The sequence below is a fragment of the Paenibacillus sp. FSL E2-0178 genome (genome assembly GCF_038593005.1).
GTDB classification, from domain to species: Bacteria; Bacillota; Bacilli; order Paenibacillales; family Paenibacillaceae; genus Paenibacillus_AQ; species Paenibacillus_AQ phytohabitans.
Genome location: NZ_CP151953.1, coordinates 2,611,723 through 2,635,725, shown reverse-complemented (window position 1 = coordinate 2,635,725; position 24,003 = coordinate 2,611,723). Strand labels below are relative to the sequence as shown.

Below are 24,003 nucleotides of genomic sequence, written 5' to 3'. Positions count from 1 at the left end.
GTTAATCATCCGCTTGCACTGCCGCTCGCGCGAATCTCGCGCCGGGCGGCAGTTGTCTGCAGCGAGATCGGAATTACTAATAAAAAGCAGTGATGCCGGCCTGCATCGCTGCTTTTTATTAAATTCCCGATGGCCGCCGCGCGGAGGCGCAGGACAAAAGCTTGACTGGACGGCAAATTGTTTTAAGCTAATATTATGATAGCGCTACCAATAGAGGGGAGAATCTTACCATGCCCAAGTACTCCAAGGTGTTCCGCAGATTTCTGATCTCCTATCTGGTCATCTTAATTATTCCCAGCATTGGGGGCTATATGTCGTACCACACCTCAATCTCTGTAACCCAGTCCATTTCGATTGAGAACAGCGTGACCCAGCTGGAGAAAAGCCAGGAGATTCTGGAGCGCCGCATGGCTGAGGTTGAAGGGCTTACCCGGCAGCTGGCCATTAATCAGGAACTGAATGTTCTGATGAATGAACAAGGCCGTGAAACGAATGTGTTCGGGATCTGGAGAGCCATGCGCAATGTCCTGACCTTCGGACAGACGAATGATTTTTTGCAGGACTATTATATTTATCTGGCCAATTATGATCTGGTGCTGACTGCCGGCTCCTCCTACCGCCCGGATCATTATTACGAGATCTATCACTACAAGGATCTCCCGCTGGAGGAGTGGAAAAAGGAGATTCTGGACCGTACGCACCGGAGTGAGATTAAGCCGCTGAGCGCTTTTGTGAGTAAAGGTACACCTACCTCGGTAATCACCTATATGCAGTCCCTGCCGCTGGATAGCTTCAATAATTCTTCGCCGGCTGTCGTGGTGGTTAATATTGACGAGAAGATTATCGCCAGTCTGCTGTCCGGGCTGACCGAGCGTGATGGCGGCTGGGTGCATATCAGCGATGCGGACGGCAATACCATAGTGCTGCAGGGGCAAAATGATGGTTACGTGGATAAGCTGGCTGCTGATCCTTTTTTTGACGCGGATAAGGTAAGCCAGTTCTACAGGGATGATCTCGTGATCACGACCCGCTCCGGCACGAACGGCTGGGTGTACCAGGCGGGGATTCCCCGCAGTGTGCTGATGGAGAACGCCAATAAAATTAAGCATATGACCTGGCTGATTACGGCCGGCGCCCTGTTCCTCGGTCTGCTGGCCGGGCTTGTGCTTGCCTACAGAAACAGTATGCCAATTAACCGTCTGCTGGCCGTGATGAAGGAGCAGTTCGGCAAGGAGGACAGTCCGGAGCGCAATGAATTCGACTTCCTGAGTGGGAATATCGCCGATATGATAACGAAGAACAAGCTGCTGGAGACTGAGCTTAACCGTCAGCTGCCGCTGGTCCGGGATGCTTTTCTCAAACGGCTGATCGCCGGGGAATTCGAATCCAGGGAGGAGATTGTCTCGGCAGCCGAGCAGGCGGATATCGGACTGGGTGAAGGAACCGGGTATGCGGGAATTCTGCAGATCAAAGGGTATTCCGGTATGGACAGTGTTGAAATCCTGAATGAGCTGAATGCGGCCCGGCTTCTGCTGAAGCAGACGTTTGCCGAGCTGGCGGGTCCGCTCCCGATGACAGATATGGGCTCTGACAAAATAGTCATTTTGTTCTTCTCCAGCCCGGCTGACGGTGGCCCGGCGGGCAAGGAAGATGGGATGGAACGCCTGATGGATCAGGGGGTTCAGCGAGTGTTTGAGGAATACCGCATTTCGGTGCAGGGCGGCTTCGGGGAGTATTTCTCGTCGGTTACTGAGGTTAGCCAGTCCTTCGAGCAGGCCAGACAGGCACTGGAATATGCCGTATATACGAACCGTAAAGGAGTCATGCGCCATCAGGAGGTGCAGATTGAGAATACGACCTATTATTATCCTCTGGAGACGGAGCAGCGGCTGATCAGTACGATCCGCGCCGGCGAGCTGGCCGAGGCGGAGCGGATTATGGAGGCTACTTTTGCACAGAATCTGGGGCCCCGCGAGCTGTCGATGGAAATGAAGCATCAGCTGATCGGGGAGATGAAGGGCACCTTCCTCAAGCTGCTGGATCAAAAAATATTCATGGAGTCCCCCCTGGGGGAGAGCGTCAAACGGCAGATTATCGACATTGACACCTCGGCGCCGCTGGAGAGAATCCAGACGGAATTCCTTGAGCTGACCGGAGAGCTATGCGGATTCATCACCAACAAAAAGAAGGATGCGCACACCCAGATCATCAAGCAGATGTACCAGTATACCGCAGAAATGTACGCCGATACCGAGCTCACCCTGTACCGCGTCGCCGAGCATGTGGAGCGGCCCGAGAAATATATCTCGCAGCTGTTCAAGGAAGTGACGGGGGTCAATTATTCGGATCACCTGATTAAGGTGCGGATGGATGAGGCGGCAGTCCTGCTGCGAGAGAGCCGGTACACGGTGGATGAGATCGCGGCCAGAGTCGGCTACAACAGCTCACATTCTTTCCGGCGGGCGTTCAAGCGGCTGACGGGCATTTCGCCGAGCACCTACCGACAATCGCATGGCGAATAGTATTGATATCACATGCTCAAGCGGCTGCAGCTGTCCATGGTCCGGACGCGCGACCGTTTTTTCTTGTCTGGTAAAGTACAACGTTTAGAAAAGAACACCTCTAGGAAAAGAACACCATTCAGATAAATGTTGATAAAACAAATTTTCTCATTTTAAATTAGTACCAAGTTGAGTTAGCCGGAAATAGCAGCTGCCTTTAAATGCACCGGAAGTGAGCGGGAAGGCAGGGTGAGAGGGATAAATCCCTTTAATGCCGCCCCAATCGTGCGAAATGCTGGAATCAGAGGGATTAATCCCTTTGAATGCGCTGGAAAGTAGGCGGGAAGGGAGAATGAGAGGGATAACTCCCCTTAAATGCGCCGGAAGTGGGCGGGAAGGCAGGAATGAGAGGGATAAATCCCTTTAAATGTGCCGGAAAGTGGGCGGGAAGGGAGAATGAGAGGGATAAATCCCTTTAAATGCGCCGGAAAGTGGGCGGGAAGGCAGAATGAGAGGGATAAATCCCTTTGATTCCGCCAAAAGTAGGCGGGATGAGGAAATGAGGGGCAGAAGTGCCCCAGAATCCGCCAGAAGTGGGCGGGACGAGGAAATGAGGGGCAGAAGTGCCCCTGATTCCGCCAAAAGTAGGCGGGATGAGGAAATGAGGGGCAGAAGTGCCCCTGAATCCGCCAAAAGTGGGCGGGACGAGGAAATGAGGGGCAGAAGTGCTCCTCATTTGGACAAGGTATAAGCGGAATGCGGGATGTAAGCGCATGCAATGGACCCCGGAATCCGGGTGAACTGTACGCAAAATACGGAAATGTACCTGTTCAAGACCCGGCGCAGCACCTTATGATCGAGTCGTGGAGAAAGCGCTATCACACAGTTTAGCCAGTCAAACCTAAACACCTGCTTCCGCAGCAAGTTCTGCTTGAAGCAATTCAAGTGAAGCAACTTAGCACAACCAAGTACCTGCTTCCGCAGCAAGTTTTACGCAAAATGAGCTAACGAAGCCACACGGAAACCAGTCACACGCTTCCGCAGTGATTTTTGCACGAAGAACAATCATGAGCACAAACCAACGCAGTACACGCTGGCACAATCTTTAGGGGGGATTAATCTGGAGAGAAATCTGATATTAAACAACAAGCCGGCGCCCCGGAGGAAAGGCCAGAGCTGGCTCTCGAACGCCGGAAAAAGCATGCTGAAGCACTGGCAGCTCCATCTGCTGGTCATTCCACCTTTGCTGTTTTTTCTGATCTTCAAGTATTATCCGATGGCGAATGCGGTTCTGGCGTTCAAGGATTATAACGTGATCAAAGGCATATGGGGCAGTCCATGGGTAGGCTTCAGGAACTTTGAACTCTTTTTCGAGAATCCGATGTTCTGGACGCTGGTGAAGAATACCATTCTGCTGAGCGGCTTCCTGCTGCTGGCGGGGTTCCCGATTCCCATCCTGCTGGCACTGATGATCAACGAAATCCGCGGCGGACGGTTCAAACGGTTTGTCCAGCTGGTCTCCTTCGCTCCTTACTTTATCTCGACGGTGGTCATGGTATCGATTATTATGCTGTTTCTCGCTCCGCGCCTCGGCTTCGCCAATATTGCCCTGAATTTCTTCGGGCTGGAGTCGGTGAATTTCCTCGGGGAGCCCGGCATGTTCCGCTCGATTTATGTCTGGTCCGATATTTGGCAGACCGCAGGCTATAGCGCCGTCATCTATCTGGCCGCCCTGGCCGGCATTGACCCTACGCTGTACGAGGCCGCCAAGGTGGACGGAGCTTCAAGGTTCCAGAAAATCCGCCACATCGACCTTCCGGGCATCGTCCCGACAATCGTGATTATCCTTATTCTAAATGTAGGCAATGTGATGGCGATCGGTTTCGAAAAGGTCTATCTGCTGCAGAATCCGCTGAATATCGTCAATTCCGAGATCATCGCTACGTATGTGTACCGGATCGGCCTGCTGAATGCCAATTACAGCTTCGCCACCGCCGTCGGCTTATTCAATTCCTTAATTAACCTGGTCCTGCTGCTTACGGTTAACGGCTTGGCCAAACGAATCACGAACAACAGCATCTGGTAGGAAAGGAGTGCTCGTATGGCCGCTTCGGCAGCAGTTTCCCAAAAAATCAAAGAATCCACCGGTGACCGGATTTTCCTCACTGTGGTCTATACGGTGCTCATCCTAGTGGTGATAGCCGTACTGTACCCGCTTATCTTCATTATCAGCAGCTCCATCAGCAGTCCGGCGGCTGTAACCTCAGGGCGTGTATGGCTCTGGCCCGTCGATATTTCCTTCAAGGCGTTCAAGGTGCTGTTCAGCACGCATGAGATTGTTTCCGGCTATGCCAATTCAATTTTTTATACGGCGGCCGGCACACTGATCAGCGTCACCATGACGGTTATGATTGCTTATCCGTTGTCGCGCAAAGCGTTTTTTGGACGGAATGCGTTAATGATGGTAATAACGTTCACGATGATCTTCAGCGGCGGGCTGATCCCCACCTATATGGTGGTCCGGCAAATGCACCTGATCGATACCCGCTGGGCGCTCCTGATTCCGAATGCCATCTGGGTGTGGCAGGTGATCATCGCCCGTTCCTTCTTCCAGGCCTCAATCCCGGAGGAGCTGCTTGAAGCCAGTGAGATTGACGGCTGCAGTGACATGCGGTTCATCCGCAGCGTAGTGCTTCCGTTATCCAAGCCGATCCTTGCGGTGCTGGTGCTGATGTACGCCGTAGGCCAGTGGAACTCCTATTTCGACGCACTGATCTATCTGAAGACGGCGGATCTGTTCCCGCTTCAGCTGGTGCTGCGCAGTATCATTATCCAGAACAACAGTTCCGGAGCGATGGATGCGATGGCGATGGTAGAACGGCAGCAGATGGCGGAGCTTCTGAAATATGCGCTGATTGTTGTGGCTACGCTGCCGGTGCTGGTGATTTATCCTTTTGTGCAGCGTTATTTCGTTCAAGGGATGCTGGTCGGGTCCGTTAAGGGCTGAGAACTGGCATGTACATCTGCAAAGGGGGTGAGTTCATCAGCCGGCAGCAAGAAATATCCACCCTGTTCAACTCAAAAAAAGGGAGTGATTGATTTTGAAGAAAAGCCTTATTAGTCTGTTAATGCTGGTAACGGTACTTACAGTTGTGATCAGCGGATGCTCGGGCAAAAATACAGACAGCCCTTCGGGCGCCCAGGCCACCAGCGGGAATGCAAGCGGAAATACACCGGCTGCGGCAGCACCTGTTGAGGTCAGCGTCTTTGCCGTCCAGGAATCGGGCATTGATATTCCGACCAATAAATTCACCACCTTCCTTCAGGACAAATTCAACATCAAGTTCGATTGGCAGATCAACCCGTCCGACGGGGCCAAAGAGAAACGCCAGATCTCGCTGGCCAGCGGCGACTATCCTGATGCGTACCTGCTCACCGCCTATATTGATGAATTCTCGCAGGGCGATGTGCTGAAATACGGCCAGCAGGGCGTTCTTGTGCCGCTGAATGATCTAATTGACAAGTATGCACCGAACATTAAGGCAGCAATGGAAAAAACGCCTGCGCTGAAGACGCTGAACACGGCGCCGGACGGCAATATTTACGGGCTGGGTGCTTACACGGAATGCTTCCACTGCTCTTATCCGAATAAAATGTGGATCAACACCGAATGGCTCAAAAAGCTGAATCTGGAAGCACCGAAAACTACCGAGGAGTTCAAGCAGATGCTGGAAGCCTTCAAGACACAGGACCCGAACGGCAACGGCAAGGCCGATGAAGTGCCACTGAGCGGTTCCACTGAAGATTTCGGTGTACGGATTATTCCTTATCTGATGAACAGCTTCGTCTATGACGATGACCGCAATTACCTCAACCTGACACCGGACGGCAAGGTCGAATCAGCAGCCATCAAGCCGGAATGGAAAGAGGGCCTGACGTATATCAAATCCCTGTTCGATGCCGGGCTAATTGATCCGGGGGCTTTTACACAGAATGCTGAAGCTTTCAAGAAAATCGGCGAGAACGCCGATGCGGAAATTCTTGGCGCCGGTGCGGGCATGCACCCTGCCATCTTCATCAATATTGACCCGGGCAACACGCGTTCAGCTCATTACAACCCGCTTGCTCCGCTTACCGGTCCTTCCGGAGTCTCATTTGCTACACATGATGCAGGCGGTGTATCGCCGGGAGCCAAGTTTGTCATTACCAACAAAGCGAGTGAAAAAGCACAGATTGCTTTGATCAAAATGGTCGATTATATGTTCACGCCGGAAGGCCAGACTAACTCGGCCAGCGGGATGAAAGGCATTGACTGGACCGATCCGGGTGAAGGGGATGTGGCACTCGGCAAGGATTCGAAGCCGGTGATCAAGCAGATTCCGATGGCAGAAGGCGAAGCGCCGCGCAATGCGGGCTGGAGCGGAATGGGTCACTTCTATATGCCGAAGGAGTACCGCGATACTTTTGTCCAGGGAACAGATATCTATGCTTCCAACGGATATGAACGCAGACTCTATGATGCTACGCTGCTGTATGAGGGCCATGAACCGAAGGATCTGTTCCCGCTCTGGTCGATCTGGATTGACCCAAGTGACATCGATGAAGCCAGCATGCTGCAGACGAACCTCAGAAACTACATTGAGCAGAACGAGCTGCAGTTCATTACGGGCAACAAGGATCTGAACAAGGACTGGGATGCTTATGTAAAAGGTCTTAAAGACCTGAAGCTGGACCGCTATCTGGAGATTTTGCAGAAGGCTTATGATGTGTCAGCGAAATAAAGCCGGATAGCGCGGAAACGCGGGCGGCCTAACCGCTGCAAAAACGGATGCCGGCCTCTTTGGCCGGCATTGCTGTTTGTAGGGACGCAAGCTGAACTGAAGGACAAATAAAAGGCATAAGGACGTATCCAATTATTGCTTCTGGAGGTGAACTCATGAGCTACAAGAACAGCGGCTGCAATCCAGGCATTACGCCGCGCAGGGGATTGCCAGGGATGAAAAGTAAGCTTGCGGGGAATGCCCCGCTTACAGCCGCTTTTCTGGGCGGCTCGATTACGGAGGGGGCCGGCGCTTCGGATGCGGATACCACCAGCTGGCGTGCACTGACCGGAGCGTACCTGCAAAGGTTATACGCAGGCCATCCCGTGCGCTGCATTAACGCCGGAGTCGGCGGGACTACCTCCACCTTCGGTGCACACAGGCTGCAGGAGCATGTGCTGCACCACGGGGAGATAGACCTGCTGTTTGTTGAATTCAGCGTGAATGACGGGGAAGACCGCGGGGAGTCCATCCGCGGTATGGAGGGAATTGTCCGCCAGTGCCGGCGTCTGTCACCGGAGACGGAGCTGATCTTCGTATACACGGCAGCCGACAAGAATCTGACCGGCTACAAGCCTTTTAATATCGCCGTGCATGAGGAGGTGGCTGATCATTATGGCATCCCGTCGATTGACTGTGCGGCAAAGGTGTACACCATGATCCACACAGGTGAGCTGAATTGGAAGAGGTTCGCTCCGGACGGATACCATCCGCTCGATGCGGGGCACGCGCTGTATGCAGGGCTGGTGCGGGAGTACTTGGAACAGGAGATTGTGCCGGGTGGCGCTCAGCCGGGATGGCTGGAGGAGGCAGGGCCGGAAGCAGGGCCGGAAGTGGCGGTTCCTGGAGAGGGAACAGAAGCGCAAGAGACGGCGGTGCTGAAAAAGGAAGCGGGGCGGGAAGCATCAGTACCTGGAGAGGAAGCGGATGCGCAAGAGACGGTGCCGCTGATACAGGAAGCAGGAGAGGAAGCGCTGCTGCCCATTCCGCTGGATAGCCGGAATTACGAGTACGGTGGATTGCTGGATTACAGCGCCGCTGCCTATTCCGCAGGCTTCCGCAGCCAGGAGCTGCAGCCCGGCGAGCCGCTGATGAATTGGCGGTTCTCTACGGAGCATACCCATACAGATGATCCGCAGGCAGAATTCAGCTTCACGGTGACGGGACAAGGTGCCGGAGTGGTGCTGCTGTACGGGCCGGACTCGGGTATTGTGGAATATTCGCTGAACGGCGGGCCTTACGCTGAAGTCAATCTGTTCGATGACTGGTGCCTGAATGCTTACCGTCCAATCCTGGCACTATTCCCGGTTCAAGAGAAACGCGGCGTATTGCAGGTTACAATTCGCAATACAGTGCACAAGGACAGCCGGAGTACCGGGACCGGTCTGCGGGTACTTAAGCTACTGTACAACTGATGCAGCACCGCAACTGAGCAGTCCGGCAACTCATGAGCCGTCTGCTTCATAACTATTCATCCGGGAGGTGTTTGATATTCATCACGAAGTTCATCCCGCAGACGATGATCAGCCGGTTCACCGGACTGTGCTACGGCTGACTGATTTCGGCGCCGTTAAGGATTCGGACGGGGATGCCCAGCCTGCGATGCGGCGGGCAATAGAAGCCGCAGGCAGGCTGGAAGGACCGGTGCTGCTGGACTGCCCGCAGGGCAGCTATCATTTCTACCCGGACCATGCGCTCCGGGTTCCTTATTACATTACCAACACGGCCAGCGAGGAAGAGCTTCCCGATGTGACCAAAACCGCAGGGCTACTGCTGAAGGGGCAGCGTCAGCTGACACTGGACGGGAACGGCTCGCTGTTCCTCTTCCACGGGAAGCAGACGATGCTGATTCTGGACGGCTGCACGGACATGGAGATCCGCAACCTGCATCTGGATTATGTCCAGCCTACAGTAGCCGAGATGACCGTGGAGCAATGCGGTGCGGACTTCTGCGAAGTCACCGTGCACCCGGATTCACGGTATGAGCTGAACGGCGGCATGCTGGCCTGGATAGGCGAGGGCTGGCGGTTCCGTGAAGGCTCGATGCAGCTTTATGATCCCGTGCAGAACATAACCTGGCGGACGGATAACTGGCTGGCGGAGGCGCGGCTTGTCGAGGTGATCGGCCCGCACAGTCTGCGTTTCAGTTTCGGTTTCAGGCCGGATGTTGCCCCGGGGACAGTCCTGCAGGTGCGGGACGGCATTCGCGATCAGGCCGGAATCTTCATCACTGAAAGCTCCGGTGTGACGCTTCAGAACACAGGGGTGCATTTCATGCACGGGCTGGGGATCGTCGGCCAGTTCAGCCGGGATCTTGTCTTCCGGCAGCTGGATTTGTCACCGCGCCCTGAAACCAGGCGGACTGTGGCCGGATTCGCCGATTTCATTCATCTGTCCGGCTGCAGGGGACAGCTTCTGATCGAAGACAGCTGCTTTAGCGGGGCACATGATGATGCAATCAATGTGCACGGCACCTATCTGCGGATTGCCGGGCAGCCTGCCGGAAAGACGCTGAAGGTCCGCTTTATGCATCCGCAAACGTATGGGTTCATGGCCTTTCACCCGGGCGATGAGATTGAGTTCGTCCGTGCGGAATCCCTGACGGCGTATGCAGTCAGCCGGGTTGCCGGTGTCCGGCAGCTGAATCCGCGTGAACTGGAGTTAACGCTGGAAGGGCCGATTCCGCCGGGCATCGGCGGAACTGATGTCATTGAGAATGTCACCTGGACTCCTGAGGTGGAGATCAGGGGGAATGTTTTCCGGCGGATTCCGACCAGGGGAATTCTGGTGACTACAAGGCGCAGGACTGTGATTGCGGACAATGTATTCGAGCGGATGCAGATGAGCGCCATTCTGGTTGCTGCCGATGCGGAGTCCTGGTATGAGTCTGGTGCTGTCAGAGATATGACCATTACCGGGAACACCTTCATTGCCTGCGGCAGCAGTGAAGCTTCGGTCATCCACATAGCCCCGGAGAATAAGGAAGCGGACAGCAGGGCGCCTGTGCACCGGAATATCCGCATAGAGCACAATCTCTTTGAGACTGGGGATACCCCCGTTCTCAGTGCCAGAAGCACGCAGGGATTAACGTTCAGGCATAACCGTGTGGTTGTTGCGGCGGCAGATGCAGGAGATCGAAGCAGGAAAATGGGCATGGACAAAGACAAGGACAAGGACAAGGACAAGGACAAGAGCATGGACGAGGAAAGGTTCTCAAGCCTTGAGAATGCTGTCCGGCTTACAGCCTGTAGCGGGGTAGACGTGACAGCGAATTCTTTTTGCATAGAGGAACAGTGAATGTAAGCGTGCCTTGAACCTGCTGGGGGCGGGCAGATTATGACAGACAGGAGAATGCGGTATGAATGATTTCAAATTATGGTATTCTGAGCCGGCAGTGAGCTGGGCCCAGGGATTGCCTCTGGGGAACGGCAGATTAGGGGCAGTCGTGATGGCTGCTCCACACCGTGAAGTATGGAGTATGAGCGAGGTCACCTACTGGTCGGGGCAGAGCGACCCGGTACCTTCCTCCGGAGGGGGTAAGGCTGCTCTGGAAGAAATGCGCCAGTATTTCTTCAGCGGGGATTACGAAGGGGGCGACCGTCTGGCTAAGCGGCATCTGCAGCCTAAGAAGCAGAATTTCGGCACGAACCTCGGACTATGCGAGGTGGTGATTGATTTTGCAGAGCAGATGCAGAACCGGGAGCAGGAATCAGGAGATGGCGGACAATTCCGGCGGGAGCTCGATCTGACGAATGCGGTGGCCGGAGCGGTGCATCAGGGTAAGAGTTCAACGCTGCACCGTGAGGTTTTTGCCTCGCATGCGGGTGATCTGGTAGCGTCAAGGATCTGGGGCGGACTGCCGGGTACAGTGTCCTTTTCGCTCAGTCTGGTGAACGGGACGGGGCAGTTTAGAGCGACAGCCGTGGAAGGCGATATACTGGAATTCAAGAGCCAGGCAACAGAAAATATACACAGCAACGGCACTTGCGGAGTCTATGCCAAAGGATGGGTCAAGGTGGTGATATCCGGCGGTTCGATTCATAGCGGTGACGGCCAATTGACTGTCAGCGGAGCGGATGAAGCCTGGATTTACTTCGCCGTCAGCACGAATTACCGCCGTACAGATGCGGACTGGGAATCAGAAAGCCGCAGCACCATTGATCAGGCGTCAGGCAAGGGCTACGAACTGCTGCGAGAAGAGCATATTGCCGATTACCGCAGCCAGTATGACAAGGTGAATATTCACCTGGGGCGCTCAGATAAGGCCGATCTCCCTACCGGTCAGCGTATTCAATCCCTTGCCCGGGGCGGCGGGGATGATCCCCAGCTGTTCGCGCTGTTCCTGCAGTACGGGCGTTACCTGACGATCGCCGGTTCACGGGCGGATTCGCCGCTGCCTATGCATCTGCAGGGGATCTGGAATGACGGGGAAGCCTGCCGGATGGGCTGGAGCTGTGACTATCATCTGGACGTCAACACCCAGATGAATTATTACCCTACGGAGATTACGAATCTGGGGGACAGCCATCTTCCGCTGATGCGCTATGTTGAAGAGCTGGCACAGGCGGGAAAATCAACGGCCGGCAATCTGTACGGCAGCAAGGGCTGGGTTGCGCATGTATTTTCGAACGTCTGGGGATTTACGCTTCCCGGCTGGGAGACTTCATGGGGACTTAATGTTACAGGCGGACTATGGCTTGCCACACATCTGATACAGCATTATGAATATAATCTGGACCGTGAGTTCCTGGCGCGCCAGGCCTATCCGGTGCTCAAAGAAGTTGCAGCCTTCTTCCTCGATTACATGTGTATCCACCCCAAGTATGGCTGGCTGGTTACCGGACCGGCGAATTCACCGGAGAACAGCTTCTATCCCGGTCATGCCGGGGAAGGAGCACAGCAGCTGTCCATGGGTCCGGCGATGGACCAGATTCTGGTCCGGGAACTGTTTGAATTCTGCCTGATGGCGGCAGCGCTTCTGGACCAGGATGAAGCGTTTCGGCAGACGCTTCAGGCGGCTGCCGCTAAGCTTCCACCGCTCCAGATCGGCAGGAAGGGGCAGCTGCAGGAGTGGCTGGAGGATTATGAGGAAGCCCAGCCGGAGCACCGGCATCTGTCCCATCTGTTCGCGCTGTACCCCGGCAATCAGATTACTCCCGGCCGGACACCGGAACTCAGCAGGGCAGCCAGAGTTACGCTGGAGAACCGGATGCAACAGAACGAGCTGGAGGATGTGGAATTTACGGCGGCGCTGTTCGGACTCGGGTTTGCCCGGCTGCATGACGGGGAGAATGCCTATAAGCATATTTCTCACCTGATTGGCGGCCTGTGTTTTGATAATCTGTTCACCTACTCCAAATCGGGCATTGCCGGAGCGGAGAGCAATATTTTCGTCATCGACGGGAATTTCGGCGGTACAGCGCTGATTGCAGAGATGCTGCTGCAGAGCCACGCGGGAGAGATTCATCTGCTGCCTGCCCTTCCTGCGGCATGGAGCACTGGAGCGGTATCCGGCCTGCGGGCCAAGGGTAATGCGGAAGTGGATGTTGCCTGGGATAACGGCCGGCTGACTGCAGCCGAGGTCCGTACCTTTTCTCCGGGAACGGTGACGGTGCGATGGGGTGATGTACGAACAGACTTCCAGGCGGAAGCAGGCGGAAGCTACGAATTGGGCAGCCGGCTGGAGCTGTTGGCGTAAGAAAAGCGGGGGCGAAATTCGCCCCCGCTTATTTGCTGCTTTTGCACGATAACCATGTGTTCTTGTTGGGAATGAAGCCTTAGGGGACTATGGCGCTATGGAACTGTCGACTGAATCGTACTACATCAGAGCTAGAGTAGTGAGTTCATTCAAACATTTCATACATGCAGCAATTTGAGTATTCAATTCCAACGGGGAATTCCGTGATAGTTGTATAATGTACAACTAAAAAAGGCGAAAAGGGCTGCTCGCCTCTTATAACTGTAGTCTGTACAACTAAATTTGCCGAATCGGTAAAAACCTTCTAAGTACGGCAGTTTAATTGTACGGAATACAACTAAACGGATAATCCGTTCTAAATCAGATAATATAGTTGTACAAAGTGCAACTAAGATTAAGCCTGCCGCATATACCGTAATCCAGTCATTGCAAATCCTCAGCAAGCAAGCTGCCAAAGTGGCTTCACCTAGTTTGTTCTCTGGCGATTGATTTGATTTAGGAGCTATCCCCCCGCTTTAACGATGCGGATAATTTCCCCGGCAGAAGTCTGCATATCCGCGGTTATACCTGTGAAGGTCTGCATCTCCCCGGAGGAACGGGTACATTCGGCCCCTTGCTCCCAAGGAATATAGAAGGATAACGGAGCTCCTGCTTCACTGAACACCTCGATATGCTGCACTTCACCTGCCCGGATGGACGCACTGACGAGGAAGCCGCCTACCGCGCGCAGGCTGCGGAATTCTGCGCTGTCATGCTCCGGCCAGTTGGGGAAAAAGCGCAGCACGCCGTTATAACTCTGGAGCAGGCATTCGTTGATAACGGCGGGCAGTGCGAAATTCTCAAACCAGATACCCATGCGCGCCATGAAGCTGAAGTCGTCCGTATCGGAGTAGCGTCCGCCGCTCATCAGCACTTTATCTGTGCAGGTGCCGTTAGGCAGCAGGCAGTACCGGATCTGCCGCTTGAACCGCTCCAGATCAAGGATACCGAGCCGTGCCCCGGCCAGAGGCTGGAACACCAGCTCATTCCCGCCTTCATTGAGATGATTGCGGTAAGTATTCACCGCCGTCTGATACTCTGCCGGAGGAGAATGCAGACCGTGTTCCTCGCCGGGGAAGACGGTGGTCAGCGGAACCGGGACATTGTAGACAGTGTCCGGGTCTTCGCCTGCCACGGATACAAATACACGGCCCGAAGCTGATTCGGCTGCCGGATACTCCGGGAAGTGATTCAGGATGTCCTGTACTTCTGTTAACAGGGCTCCTTCTGCTTCATCCTCTCCCAGAACGGCACAGGCACTGATGAATGCCCGGAAGATAAATTTGGTCAGCGTCAGATCGATCAGGCAATCGCTGTTGCGGGCAAATCCCGGTGTGATCTCATACAACTCAGGCACCACCGTCGGGAAAATATGATAACACCCGTCCTCCCAGGGCTGACCATAGGCTTCAGGACGTTTCATATAAGCCGTCATGAACAGGACGGCTTCCTTCATGGGCGTGAAGGCGCGGCTGCGCAGGAATTCCTTATCCATGGAATATAGATAATGCCACCATAAACTCTGTACAGTCCATGGGGTCTCGCATATTTCCCAGCCCCAATGCGGAACAGGGTAAGGCATCATGTTCATTGCTACCGGATAGGCAGAATGCGGGAAATAGGCGCCGGGCAGACCGTAATAGTTACGCGCCCACTTGCGGCTGACCGGCAGTACATGATCCACCATGTCTGCATATGGCAGATGCTTCTCCAGATGGTTGCTGGAGAACGTCACCCAGAATGGCTGCTGGGTGTTGTAGTTCATATGATAGTCTCCGTGCCATTCCGCTCCGATGGAGCCGTAGCTCCAGTTGGCGAACAGCCCGGGGCAGGTTATTCCCGCCTTAACGGAGCAGTTCAGGAAATAGAGATTGCGGTACCAGATCTGCTCCAGGAATTCATCCTCCAAGGCGATGAAGGAATGCCCCCAGTATTCCCGCCATGCTTCCCGGGTCTGCGCCAGCGCGTGGTCGTAACCGGCGCGTGTCTGCGCGTTCATCCTGGCAGATGCGCTAGGTCCAGGTTGAGCACCGATTACAGTTCCTGTGTCAGCTATAGCTCCAGCATCGGCTTCAGACCCGTGTTCGGGTCCGGACCCGTTTCCGGTTCCTGTTTGTGGTACAACCCCAGATTCCGCTTCGGCTCCAGGTCTGGACTTATATTCGGCTCCACACCTAACTCCGCCAGTCGCTATCTCCGTTGCCGGTCCCTCCCGCAATTCTGCGCAGGCCAGGAAGCCGCTGGATTTCCCGGAGGTATCCAGACGGGCAATGCTGCCGCTGCCGGTGAATTCTGCCCCCGGAAGCCGGAATGCAAGCCGGAACGCCTTGTCCCGCTCATGCGGAATGTACGGCGAAGCGGGGAACTCCATGTGTGGCAGAATTTGTGTAAAAGCCAGCAAGCCAGCCGCAGCGTCATTATCCCATTGCGCCGGGGGGAATTCCTGCGGTGTCTTGGGATCGGGGATGAGCCTGGCCTCATGGAACAGCGGAACCTGCGAACCGGTCGCCGTATCTGTTACCGACATCCACACCCGGTCCTGCTCCGCCTCCACAAACAGCTCGAATACCGCCGGTTTGCCATTGATCAGGAAATCAACCGTGCAGCGTCCGTCGCCAATATGCACCGTGTGGCCGAGTACCTCCGCGCGGCGCCGGTCATACCGGAGCAGCAGCGAGCCGCAGGGCATCGGGCGCGGGTAGGGCTTGCTGTAGTTGTCTCCGGCCATTTCGCAGTATTCGCGGTACCACGGGTTGTCCGTAAGCTGGCGGAGATCAGCGGGAAGCGAAGCGAAGCGGTCGTACACTTCCTGGAAGGTCAGAATATCCTCTGCGTGATGCTCGGCAATGCGGATATCCCAGACATTATTGTGCCCGAAGTGCAGCATAACCGCATCCGGCCGGGTGGTCACCACCACACCAAGCCCGCCGTTGCCCAGCAGCGCCCCTTCGAAGAAGTCCGCCGCCGGAACGCTGAAGGTAATATTATGCCGCCCGGCCTGCTCTTGGGTATGAAGCAGACTGCCTGCCGCTGTACAATCCGCTGCTGCCCCAGCCTCCGCCTTAGCTTCTAACGCAGTGACCGCCATAGAATCTGCCGCCGCAGCTACTGCCTTAGCCTCTACCGAAGTGACCACCATAGAATCTGCTGCCCCAGCCTCCGCCTTAGCCTCTACCGCAGTGACCGCCATAGAATCTGCCGCCGTAGCTGCTGCCCCAGCCTCCGCATCAAACTCCTCCTTATCCTCTGCCTCCGCCACCGCTCCAGCCATCCCAAGCTCCACCACCTCTGCCTTCGCCGCCTCCGCACCCTCCGTCACCGATGATACCTTAGTTTTTTTCATCTTAGTTATGCCTCCTCCAAGCTGTATTGACCTGTTTTTCTAAATGCACTAAACCGTCTGTAGGGTTTACCTGTATAAATCGTAGGCGAATCCCGCAGGAAAGTATTTAGCAGAGGGTCCGGTTGTTGCACGATCGGCGGGTGAATTGACGCTGGACTGTCGCGCCCCGTCTGAACGGGGGAAAGGTACCCTGCTGCCGCAAGTGTACCTTTACGCTGAAACATCCCCCGGCTTATATTCAGCATAGAAAGCGCTATCAATAAGCGGTGTCAATTTGTTCTAGGGGGATAAATAGGGATGGCTAAATCAAAGGTAAAACAAACAAAGAAAAGTTACGGATTCGCAGTTCCGGTCATTATATTCATTATGCTGGTGCTGGCCGTATCCGTGGTGTTCCTTACCCGGACCAAGGCGGCGGGCGGACTGGACGGACTGCCCAATTATACGGAAATCCGCGGAGACTTCGATGCGAATGGCCTGAAATATGAGAAGCAGCCGCATCTGGGCAGCAGCACAGCCAAAGCCAAGGTGATTGAATTCGCAGATTTCAAGTGTCCTGCCTGCAAGAAGTGGAAGGAGACCTATTTTGAACAGTTCAAACAGGAATTCATAGATACCGGCAAGGCAGAGCTGTTCTTCATTAACTTCGCCTTCATCGACCGGGATTCGATTATGGCAGCCAGCGCAGGCGAAGCGGTATTTGCCCAGGACAACGATAAATTCTGGGAATTCATGAGCAAGCTGTACGACCATCAGGGGGATGAGACGAAGATTTGGGCTACCCCGCAGTTCATGCTTGATTTCGTGAAGGACAACATCAGCGGCATTGATTATGAACGCTTCGCGAAGGATCTGCAGGCGCGTACTTACATGCTTCCGGTCAAGGAGGATTTCAAAACCGCAGGGAATTACGGGGTAAACGGGACACCGAAGTTTATGGTGAACGGCCAATTGCTGCCGGGTTCATCTTACGAAGAGCTGGCAGCTGCCATTGAAGCCGCGCAGGCTTCGAACGTTACAGAGTAACCGCACCAACGAAAGGAAGGAAGGGAGAGGAGGAGGAGCATATGAACTTTTCCGCAATGCATCCTTACGTCTATCTGGCTACCCGCTATCCCTTTGCCAAAGGGCAATCCAGCTCTCCGAGAATTTGCTATATGAGCTCGGTTTACCTGATCAGCGAAGGTTACGGGACACTGTTAACAGGGGGACATGCCCACCGGGTCAGTCCGGGAATGCTGATCCATCTCCCGCCCGGGCAGCTTCATGAATGGCGTGCAGACGCTGCCGAACCCATGGTTCATCAGTGCTGCTATTTCGATTGGCATCATGTGGACCGGGAGGGCGTCTTCGACTGGGCCTGCCCGATCTGCTATAAGCCGGAGCAGCTGAAGGAGGAGCTACTGGGCCCTCTTTTCCCGTATCCGCTTCCGCTGTCCATGGATGTGGGGCTGCTGCGCGGGTGGACAGAGCGGTTTCAGAGGTTCTACAAGACAGGGGAGTTCGATAATGAGCAGACCTTCATCCGCAATCTGACGATTCAGCGCCATTTCCAGGAGTTTATTGATGATCTGCTGCATCTGCTGCTGAGCGGCCAGCCCATTCCGGACCGGAGGATCAGCTCACTGCTCGAGCAGATGGAGCAGGATCTGCTGCATGATGTACCGAAGCCGCTGGAGGCATATTACAGCAGTCTTCAGCTGAGCCGGGGGCATTTCTTCGAGCTGTTCCGCAAATCTACCGGGGCCTCACCTGTGGAGTATATGAACCGCTTCCGGGTCAACCGGGCCAAGGAAGATCTGCTGCATAGCCGGCTGAGTATTACCGAAATAGCCGAGAAATACCACTTCAGCTCACTCCACTACTTCTCCCGCCTCTTCCACCGCCAGACCGGCCAGACTCCGCGGGAGTTCCGCACGCGCTGAGCTAAGCTTCCGGACTGAAGCGGAATAGCGAGTCCAGAGGATATCCTGCCCCTGTAATGGGGCGGGATATTTCGCTTTGAAACGATCCCGCTGAAACGATCCCGCCCTTTATAAGGACTGCAAAGCCGTTTCCACTTGTTCTGCGGGGATAAGCGCCGCTTATACCCGTATAAGCAACGTCTATTTAACAAACGCACGGGCTGCCGTCTATAATGACCACAGAGATTAATTCCTAGTTATCTCATAGGAATATCTAAAAATCCCTGGACGGAGTGAGGTTATGGCAAACGGCAAAGACGGTGCTCACGGCAGCAGCAACAACAGCAACAACAATAACAGCAACAACAATAACAGCAAAGCGAAGAAGGTAATGCTGCTGGGTCTGGACGGTGCAGATCCGGTAGTCATCCGCAAATATGTGGCAGAAGGCAAGCTTCCGGGCTTCAAAAGAGCGCTCGATGCCGGTGTAACCACCAGCGATCTGGGTATGCAGAGCGTGCTTCCGGCGATAACGCCGCCGAACTGGGCATCCATTGCTACGGGCGCGTATCCGGCGACCCACGGCATTACCTGCTTCTGGAACCATACGCTCGGCAATGAGCTGGATGTGCTGGATTACGGCTTTGACTCGGGGCTGCTGAAGGCGGAGACCATCTGGCAGGCTTATGCGCGGGCGGGCAAAAAGAGCATTATTTTCAATTATCCAACGTCCTGGCCGCCGCAGGTGGAGGATGCAATCTATGTAGACGGAACAAGCATCTACACCAATCTGCGCGGTTACATTGACTATGAAAAAGTATATGAAGGCCGCTCGGAATATGCCGAGCTAATCGAAATTCCCCATGTCGTGGATAATACGGGGGCCAACTGCCGGTTTGAAGGGGAAGAAACGTCGCAGAAGGCGGAGATCAGCAAGGATACCTACGAAGGCTATGGCTATACCCAGCCAGGGCTGGTCACAACGACCCAGGATGGTGAGCTGTCTGCGGATGTACCGACGGCGGATCAGATCTATACGCCGCTGAGACCGGCTGAAGGCTGGGCTTCCGCTCCTGCCGGAGCACGCGAGTTCGCGGTTCCGGTAAATAACGGGCAGGCCAGACGGTACGGTCTGCTGGTTGCCGATGATCAAGGGGATTACAGCCGGATTCAGATTTATGCCTCCAAAACGGCAGCGGTGCCTCTCGGTGAAGCCGGACCCGGGGAATGGAGCGGCTGGATCTATGACACCTACAGCTTAGAGGGCGCAGACATTCCAGTCGCCTACAAAATCCGTGTGCTGGAGCTGGACCCCGCCGGTAACAGCTTTAAGTTCTACGCCTCATATGTGCTCGATTTGAAGACGGGCAAATACTTTTATCCGCAAAATATCGGAGAGGAGCTATACAGCAAAGTCGGCCCGATGCTACAGCCCTCCAATTACAGCCGTCTGAATCCGCAGGCGGATCAGGTGCTGCTGGAATCGATTGAGGAAATGTACAGCTGGCATGTGGATGCGATCAATCATCTGCTGGATAACAATGAGTGGGATTTGTTCTACACTCACATGCATGGTATTGATATGTTCAATCATTTCTACCTGGACCATACGCTGCCCGCTGCGTCTGCGGAGTATGAACGTTATCAGGAGATTATCTATAAAATCTATGAGATCAGCGACCGCTTCATCAGCGCTCTCTTGGACCGGCTGGACGGCGGGACGGCGGCCTTTATTGTCTCGGACCATGCAGGAGTCGCGAAGAATCCGGAGACTGATCACCCGCTGATCGGCGACATGTGGGGCATCAACGTCGGCATTCTCGGTGACCTCGGGTACACGCAGCTTAAGGAAAACGGAGGCAGCTATGAGATTGACTGGAGCCGGACGACAGCCGTTGCCCAGCGCGCTACCTTCATTTATCTCAATGTAAAAGGCCGTGATCCGCAGGGGCTTGTAGATCCGGGGGACTATGACAAGACTGTAGCGAAGATCATCGATGATCTGTACAGCTACCGTGATCCCAAGACAGGCAGAAGAGTCATCAGCTTCGCGCTGAACCGCAATGACATGGAAGTAGTGGGCCTTGGCGGTGAGAACTCCGGCGACATTTTCTACATCCTTGAGCCTGACTTCACCCGCTGCCACGGGAACGGCCTCAGCAACCACACTCTGCTGGGGTACTCCATGAGAGCTTTGTTTATTGCCCTGGGAGCCGGGGTGAAGAGCGGGGAAGTCATCGGCCGCAAAGTCAAAGTCGTTGATATCGTGCCGACCATCTGCCATCTTACCGGGTCCCCGGTGCCGGAGAATGCTGAGGGCGGGATCATCTATCAGATTCTGGCCGGTTCTGCGGAGGAGGAAATTCCGGCGGCAGGAAAACCCGCAGAGGCGGGAGAGCCAGTGACAGCAGGTGCGGGGGGCGGAGCGTAAGCATGCGCCCGGAAATTCCGCGCAGGCCGGTCTCCCATATTACGGACAGTGAATTCGAAGCGCTCGCTTTCGGCAGTGAAGGTCCTGTACTTGTCTTCTTCGGCTCCCGGCGCTGCAAAATCTGCAGGCAGCTGTTCCCGGTAGCCGAGGCCATAGCCCATGATTTCCAGGGCAGGATGAATGTGTATGGCGTAGATGCCGGCAAATACCGGCTGCTGTTTCAGAGTCTGCGCCTGCGGGGCATCCCGCAGCTGGTGTTGTTCCTGAACGGCGAGGTCAAGCTGCGGCTTGGCGGGTTTCACCCGCATCCGGTACTGGTGGAGCAGTTAAAGCAATGGGTGCCTTGAACAATGGCGTAGCAGGACGCAGCAGGAGATGAAGCAGACTTTTTTCCTAGTAGTCACATTGGTTTTATAGTTATATAATGAGGCTATTAAGAATCAAGAGGGAGAAGCCATGCGTCTGGAACAGCTCTATCATATAGTGGCGATAGCCCAAACGGGCTCCATATCGACGGCTGCCGAGCGCTCCTACATTTCCCAGCCTGCGCTGAGCTCATCGGTATCCAAGCTTGAGGTTGAACTCGGCATTCTGCTGTTTAAGCGGACTAACCAGGGCGTTCAGCCGACCGATATCGGCCAGGCTGTGATTCAGAAGGCGATGGAAGCTATCGACCTGCTGGAAGACATCAAGGCACTGGCTGAGGAGAATACGCAGGCCATGACCGGAAGTATCCATCTTGCGGTGGAGCCGTTCATCAGCAACACGATCATGGTCAATGCGCTGACTACCTTCAAATACCGGCATCCGGGTGTCAATGTGCTGATGAAGGTTGGGGAATCGAACAATAATCTGCGCGACATTGCGGCCGGCAAGGCGGACTTCGGTGTCGTCATGAAGACCTGCGGACAACCGGAGGAGAAGGATCTCTGCATCAAAGAGCTGTTCCGCGACCGGCTGGTGCTGCTTGTCAGCAAGGATTCAGAATCGGCAGGCCGGGGGGCGGTTCCCCTGCAGGAAGCGCTGGCCCAGCCGCTGGTGCTGTATAATACGGAGTTCGCTACCGACTGCTGGGTGTCCGAGCTGCTGCAGAAGCACGGAGACTACAACGTAGCCTACCGGCTGGACAGCTTTCCGATGCTGGAGAATGTGATCGGCCAGAACCTGTGCGCAGCTTTTGCCCCGAAATTCATGAGTGATTATTTCCTGAACAAGGGAAGCATTGTGCCGCTCGATATTGCCGATACGGAGCTGGATGTGTCAATTGTACTGGCCTGGACGAAGCGGCACCATCTCTCCTTAATGGAGAAAGAAATGATGGAAACGATCAAATCCTTCAGCTCCATGCTCCAGTTCATCGGCTAGACGGATAAGGAGAAGCACAGATATGAATGTACTGAAACAGACTTCTGCATTGCAGAACCGCAGCATGTCGGCCTGGTTCTATGTTGTTGCCGGAGGACTGGTGGATATCTTCTGGGCCACCGGGCTGAAATACAGTCAGGGCTTCCGTTTGTTCTGGCCGAGCCTGCTCGTCCTGTGCTGCATTGGAATAAGCTATACCTTATATGTAAAAGCCATGATGCGGCTGCCTGTTGGAACCGCATATACCGTATTTACCGGCATCGGGGCGGCAGGCACTGCCGCCGCCGGAATGCTGCTGCTGAACGAACCCGCCGGGTTCTGGCGGATCTTCTTCATTCTGCTGCTGCTCTGTGGCATGATCTGCCTGAAGCTGACGGCTGGGGATGAGAGTGTGGCGCAGGAAGGCGGCGGTGAAGCAGATGCAGCGCTCCGGGGCGGTGAGCCTGGCCGGGCACTGAAGAAAGGGCACTTCCTGCCATTGTCAACGAGGTCCCCGGGAGACCGTGAACAAGGAGGCCTGCGCTAGTGGGCTGGCTGCTGCTGATCATTGCCGGATTGTCGGAGGTCGCCAGTGTTCCTCTATTAAAATATTCCCGGGGATTCCGTCGGCTCTGGCCCTCTGTTGCCGCAGTTGCCGCCCTTGCACTTAGCTTCTATTGCCTGTCGCGCTCGGTAATGACGATACCTGTCGGGACGGCCTATGCCGTGTGGACAGGCATCGGCTCCTGCGGAGCGGTCGTGCTGGGGGCCATGGTGTATAGAGAATCGCTTAGACTGTCCAAACTGATATGCCTGGCCATCATTATTATCGGCATGATCGGCTTAAGGCTGACATCGTAACGGGTTCAGAAAAATAAATTCATAAATTCAGGTACAAGCCTACCGGACAGCCGGAGGCCTGATTAGCCGGAGCAAGGGCGGAAACTGCCCTGCTTGCCGGAGTCAGGCCTTTTTGTATGCCGGCAAGAGAGAGGAGACCCGCAACATGCAGAGCAATACACCGAAGGCAGCGCGTCCTGAGGAAGGGCAGAGTATCAGCGTTAGCGAACCAAAGGGCAACGGCCGGAATCCGGCTGAATCAACGGCATCCGCGTTACCGCCTGCAGCAGCAGGCTGGTCCAAAGAATGGCTGTACCGGGGAATTTCGGTGGCTTCCCTGCTGGCCGCACTGCTGCTGTGGTGGCTGGTCAGTGCCAGAGAGTGGGTGAATCCGCTGTTCCTGCCGGAGCCGCAGACCGTATGGGCAGCCTTCACCGATGTTCTGCATGAAGGGTACAAAGGCCAAACGCTGCTGAACCATATCGGCACCAGCATGCGCAGGCTGTTTCTCGCCCTGGCCGCAGCCTTTGTTACGGCTGTGCCGCTGGGAATTCTATGCGGCCGTTACCGGGTGCTGCGTGCGGTTATTGATCCTTTTATCGAATTCTACCGGCCGCTGCCGCCGCTTGCCTACTACACTTTGCTCATTCTCTGGTTTGGCATTACGGATGTGTCGAAGGTGCTGCTGCTGTTTCTCGGGGCTTTCGCTCCGCTCTTCATTACGGCCGTGTTCAGTGTGCAGCGGCTGAGTCCGGACCGGATCAACGGGGCCAGATCGCTGGGCGCACGGGGCTGGAAGCTGTATGCCTTCGTGATCTTTCCCTCGGTGCTGCCTGAGCTGTTAACCGGACTGCGGACCGCAGTCGGGGTAAGCTATTCCACGCTGGTAGCTGCGGAGATGGTGGCTGCCGTATCGGGAGTCGGCTGGCTGGTGCTGGATGCGAGCAAGTTCCTGCGCAGCGATATTATGTATCTCGGCATTATCATCATGGCACTGATTGCCATCGTGATTGATCTGATTATCCGCAGCTTAATCCGGCGTGTATCGCCTTGGACGGAGCAATGAATAACTATGGTTTTCAT

General features: G+C 55.0%; 16 protein-coding genes. 15 read left to right on the top strand and 1 reads right to left on the bottom strand.

Features of this window, described 5'->3' with window-relative positions; all coding sequences use genetic code 11:
* Positions 1-230: 230 nt before the first annotated feature.
* The 7 genes from MHI42_RS11585 to MHI42_RS11555 all read left to right on the top strand — a co-directional run bounded on the left by MHI42_RS11585 (position 231) and on the right by MHI42_RS11555 (position 13,019).
* Positions 231-2,522: a helix-turn-helix domain-containing protein gene (locus MHI42_RS11585; RefSeq protein WP_171718794.1), complete on the top strand. Its 2,292-nt coding sequence runs from the start codon at positions 231-233 to the stop codon at positions 2,520-2,522.
* Positions 2,523-3,702: 1,180 nt separating this feature from the next.
* Positions 3,703-4,587, top strand: a complete 885-nt coding sequence (locus tag MHI42_RS11580) for an ABC transporter permease subunit (RefSeq protein WP_039307795.1) — start codon at positions 3,703-3,705, stop codon at positions 4,585-4,587.
* 15 nt (positions 4,588-4,602) lie between these two features.
* Entirely contained in the window at positions 4,603-5,508 is a 906-nt protein-coding gene (locus MHI42_RS11575; RefSeq protein ID WP_342423853.1) for a carbohydrate ABC transporter permease, read from the top strand.
* A 94-nt stretch (positions 5,509-5,602) separates the two neighbouring features.
* Positions 5,603-7,282: an ABC transporter substrate-binding protein gene (locus MHI42_RS11570; protein WP_342423852.1), complete on the top strand. Its 1,680-nt coding sequence runs from the start codon at positions 5,603-5,605 to the stop codon at positions 7,280-7,282.
* Between the two features lie 155 nt (positions 7,283-7,437).
* The gene (locus MHI42_RS11565) at positions 7,438-8,736 is read left to right on the top strand and encodes an SGNH/GDSL hydrolase family protein (RefSeq protein ID WP_342423851.1); all 1,299 of its coding nucleotides are present in this window, start codon (positions 7,438-7,440) and stop codon (positions 8,734-8,736) included.
* Positions 8,737-8,803: 67 nt separating this feature from the next.
* On the top strand, positions 8,804-10,618 hold the full coding sequence (locus tag MHI42_RS11560) for a right-handed parallel beta-helix repeat-containing protein (RefSeq protein ID WP_342423850.1): 1,815 nt from the start codon (positions 8,804-8,806) through the stop codon (positions 10,616-10,618).
* 61 nt (positions 10,619-10,679) lie between these two features.
* On the top strand, positions 10,680-13,019 hold the full coding sequence (locus MHI42_RS11555; RefSeq protein WP_342423849.1) for a glycoside hydrolase family 95 protein: 2,340 nt from the start codon (positions 10,680-10,682) through the stop codon (positions 13,017-13,019).
* Positions 13,020-13,521: 502 nt separating this feature from the next.
* Here the strand turns inward: MHI42_RS11555 and MHI42_RS11550 are convergent.
* A complete protein-coding gene (locus MHI42_RS11550) occupies positions 13,522-16,401 on the bottom strand; it encodes a glycoside hydrolase N-terminal domain-containing protein (RefSeq protein WP_342423848.1) in 2,880 nt (959 codons plus the stop codon).
* Between the two features lie 297 nt (positions 16,402-16,698).
* Between MHI42_RS11550 and MHI42_RS11545 the strand changes: the two genes are divergently transcribed.
* The 8 genes from MHI42_RS11545 to MHI42_RS11510 all read left to right on the top strand — a co-directional run bounded on the left by MHI42_RS11545 (position 16,699) and on the right by MHI42_RS11510 (position 23,986).
* Positions 16,699-17,427, top strand: a complete 729-nt coding sequence (locus MHI42_RS11545) for a thioredoxin domain-containing protein (protein WP_342423847.1) — start codon at positions 16,699-16,701, stop codon at positions 17,425-17,427.
* Between the two features lie 41 nt (positions 17,428-17,468).
* Positions 17,469-18,326 (top strand): helix-turn-helix domain-containing protein, encoded by an 858-nt coding sequence (locus tag MHI42_RS11540; RefSeq protein WP_342423846.1) that lies wholly within the window; start codon positions 17,469-17,471, stop codon positions 18,324-18,326.
* 280 nt (positions 18,327-18,606) lie between these two features.
* Positions 18,607-20,736: an alkaline phosphatase family protein gene (locus tag MHI42_RS11535; protein ID WP_342423845.1), complete on the top strand. Its 2,130-nt coding sequence runs from the start codon at positions 18,607-18,609 to the stop codon at positions 20,734-20,736.
* 2 nt (positions 20,737-20,738) lie between these two features.
* Complete coding sequence (locus MHI42_RS11530) at positions 20,739-21,083, top strand: thioredoxin family protein (protein ID WP_171718803.1); 345 nt, start codon at positions 20,739-20,741, stop codon at positions 21,081-21,083.
* Positions 21,084-21,192: 109 nt separating this feature from the next.
* Positions 21,193-22,101: a LysR family transcriptional regulator gene (locus MHI42_RS11525; RefSeq protein WP_342423844.1), complete on the top strand. Its 909-nt coding sequence runs from the start codon at positions 21,193-21,195 to the stop codon at positions 22,099-22,101.
* A gap of 22 nt (positions 22,102-22,123) precedes the next feature.
* Complete coding sequence (locus MHI42_RS11520; protein ID WP_342423843.1) at positions 22,124-22,627, top strand: multidrug efflux SMR transporter; 504 nt, start codon at positions 22,124-22,126, stop codon at positions 22,625-22,627.
* Entirely contained in the window at positions 22,627-22,941 is a 315-nt protein-coding gene (locus tag MHI42_RS11515; protein WP_342423842.1) for a multidrug efflux SMR transporter, read from the top strand. The genes MHI42_RS11520 and MHI42_RS11515 overlap by 1 nt, the downstream gene beginning before the upstream one ends.
* 145 nt (positions 22,942-23,086) lie before the next feature.
* Positions 23,087-23,986 carry an ABC transporter permease subunit gene (locus tag MHI42_RS11510; protein ID WP_083705135.1) on the top strand — a complete coding sequence of 300 codons (900 nt, stop codon included), beginning with the start codon at positions 23,087-23,089 and terminating at the stop codon, positions 23,984-23,986.
* The last annotated feature ends 17 nt before the right edge of the window (positions 23,987-24,003 follow it).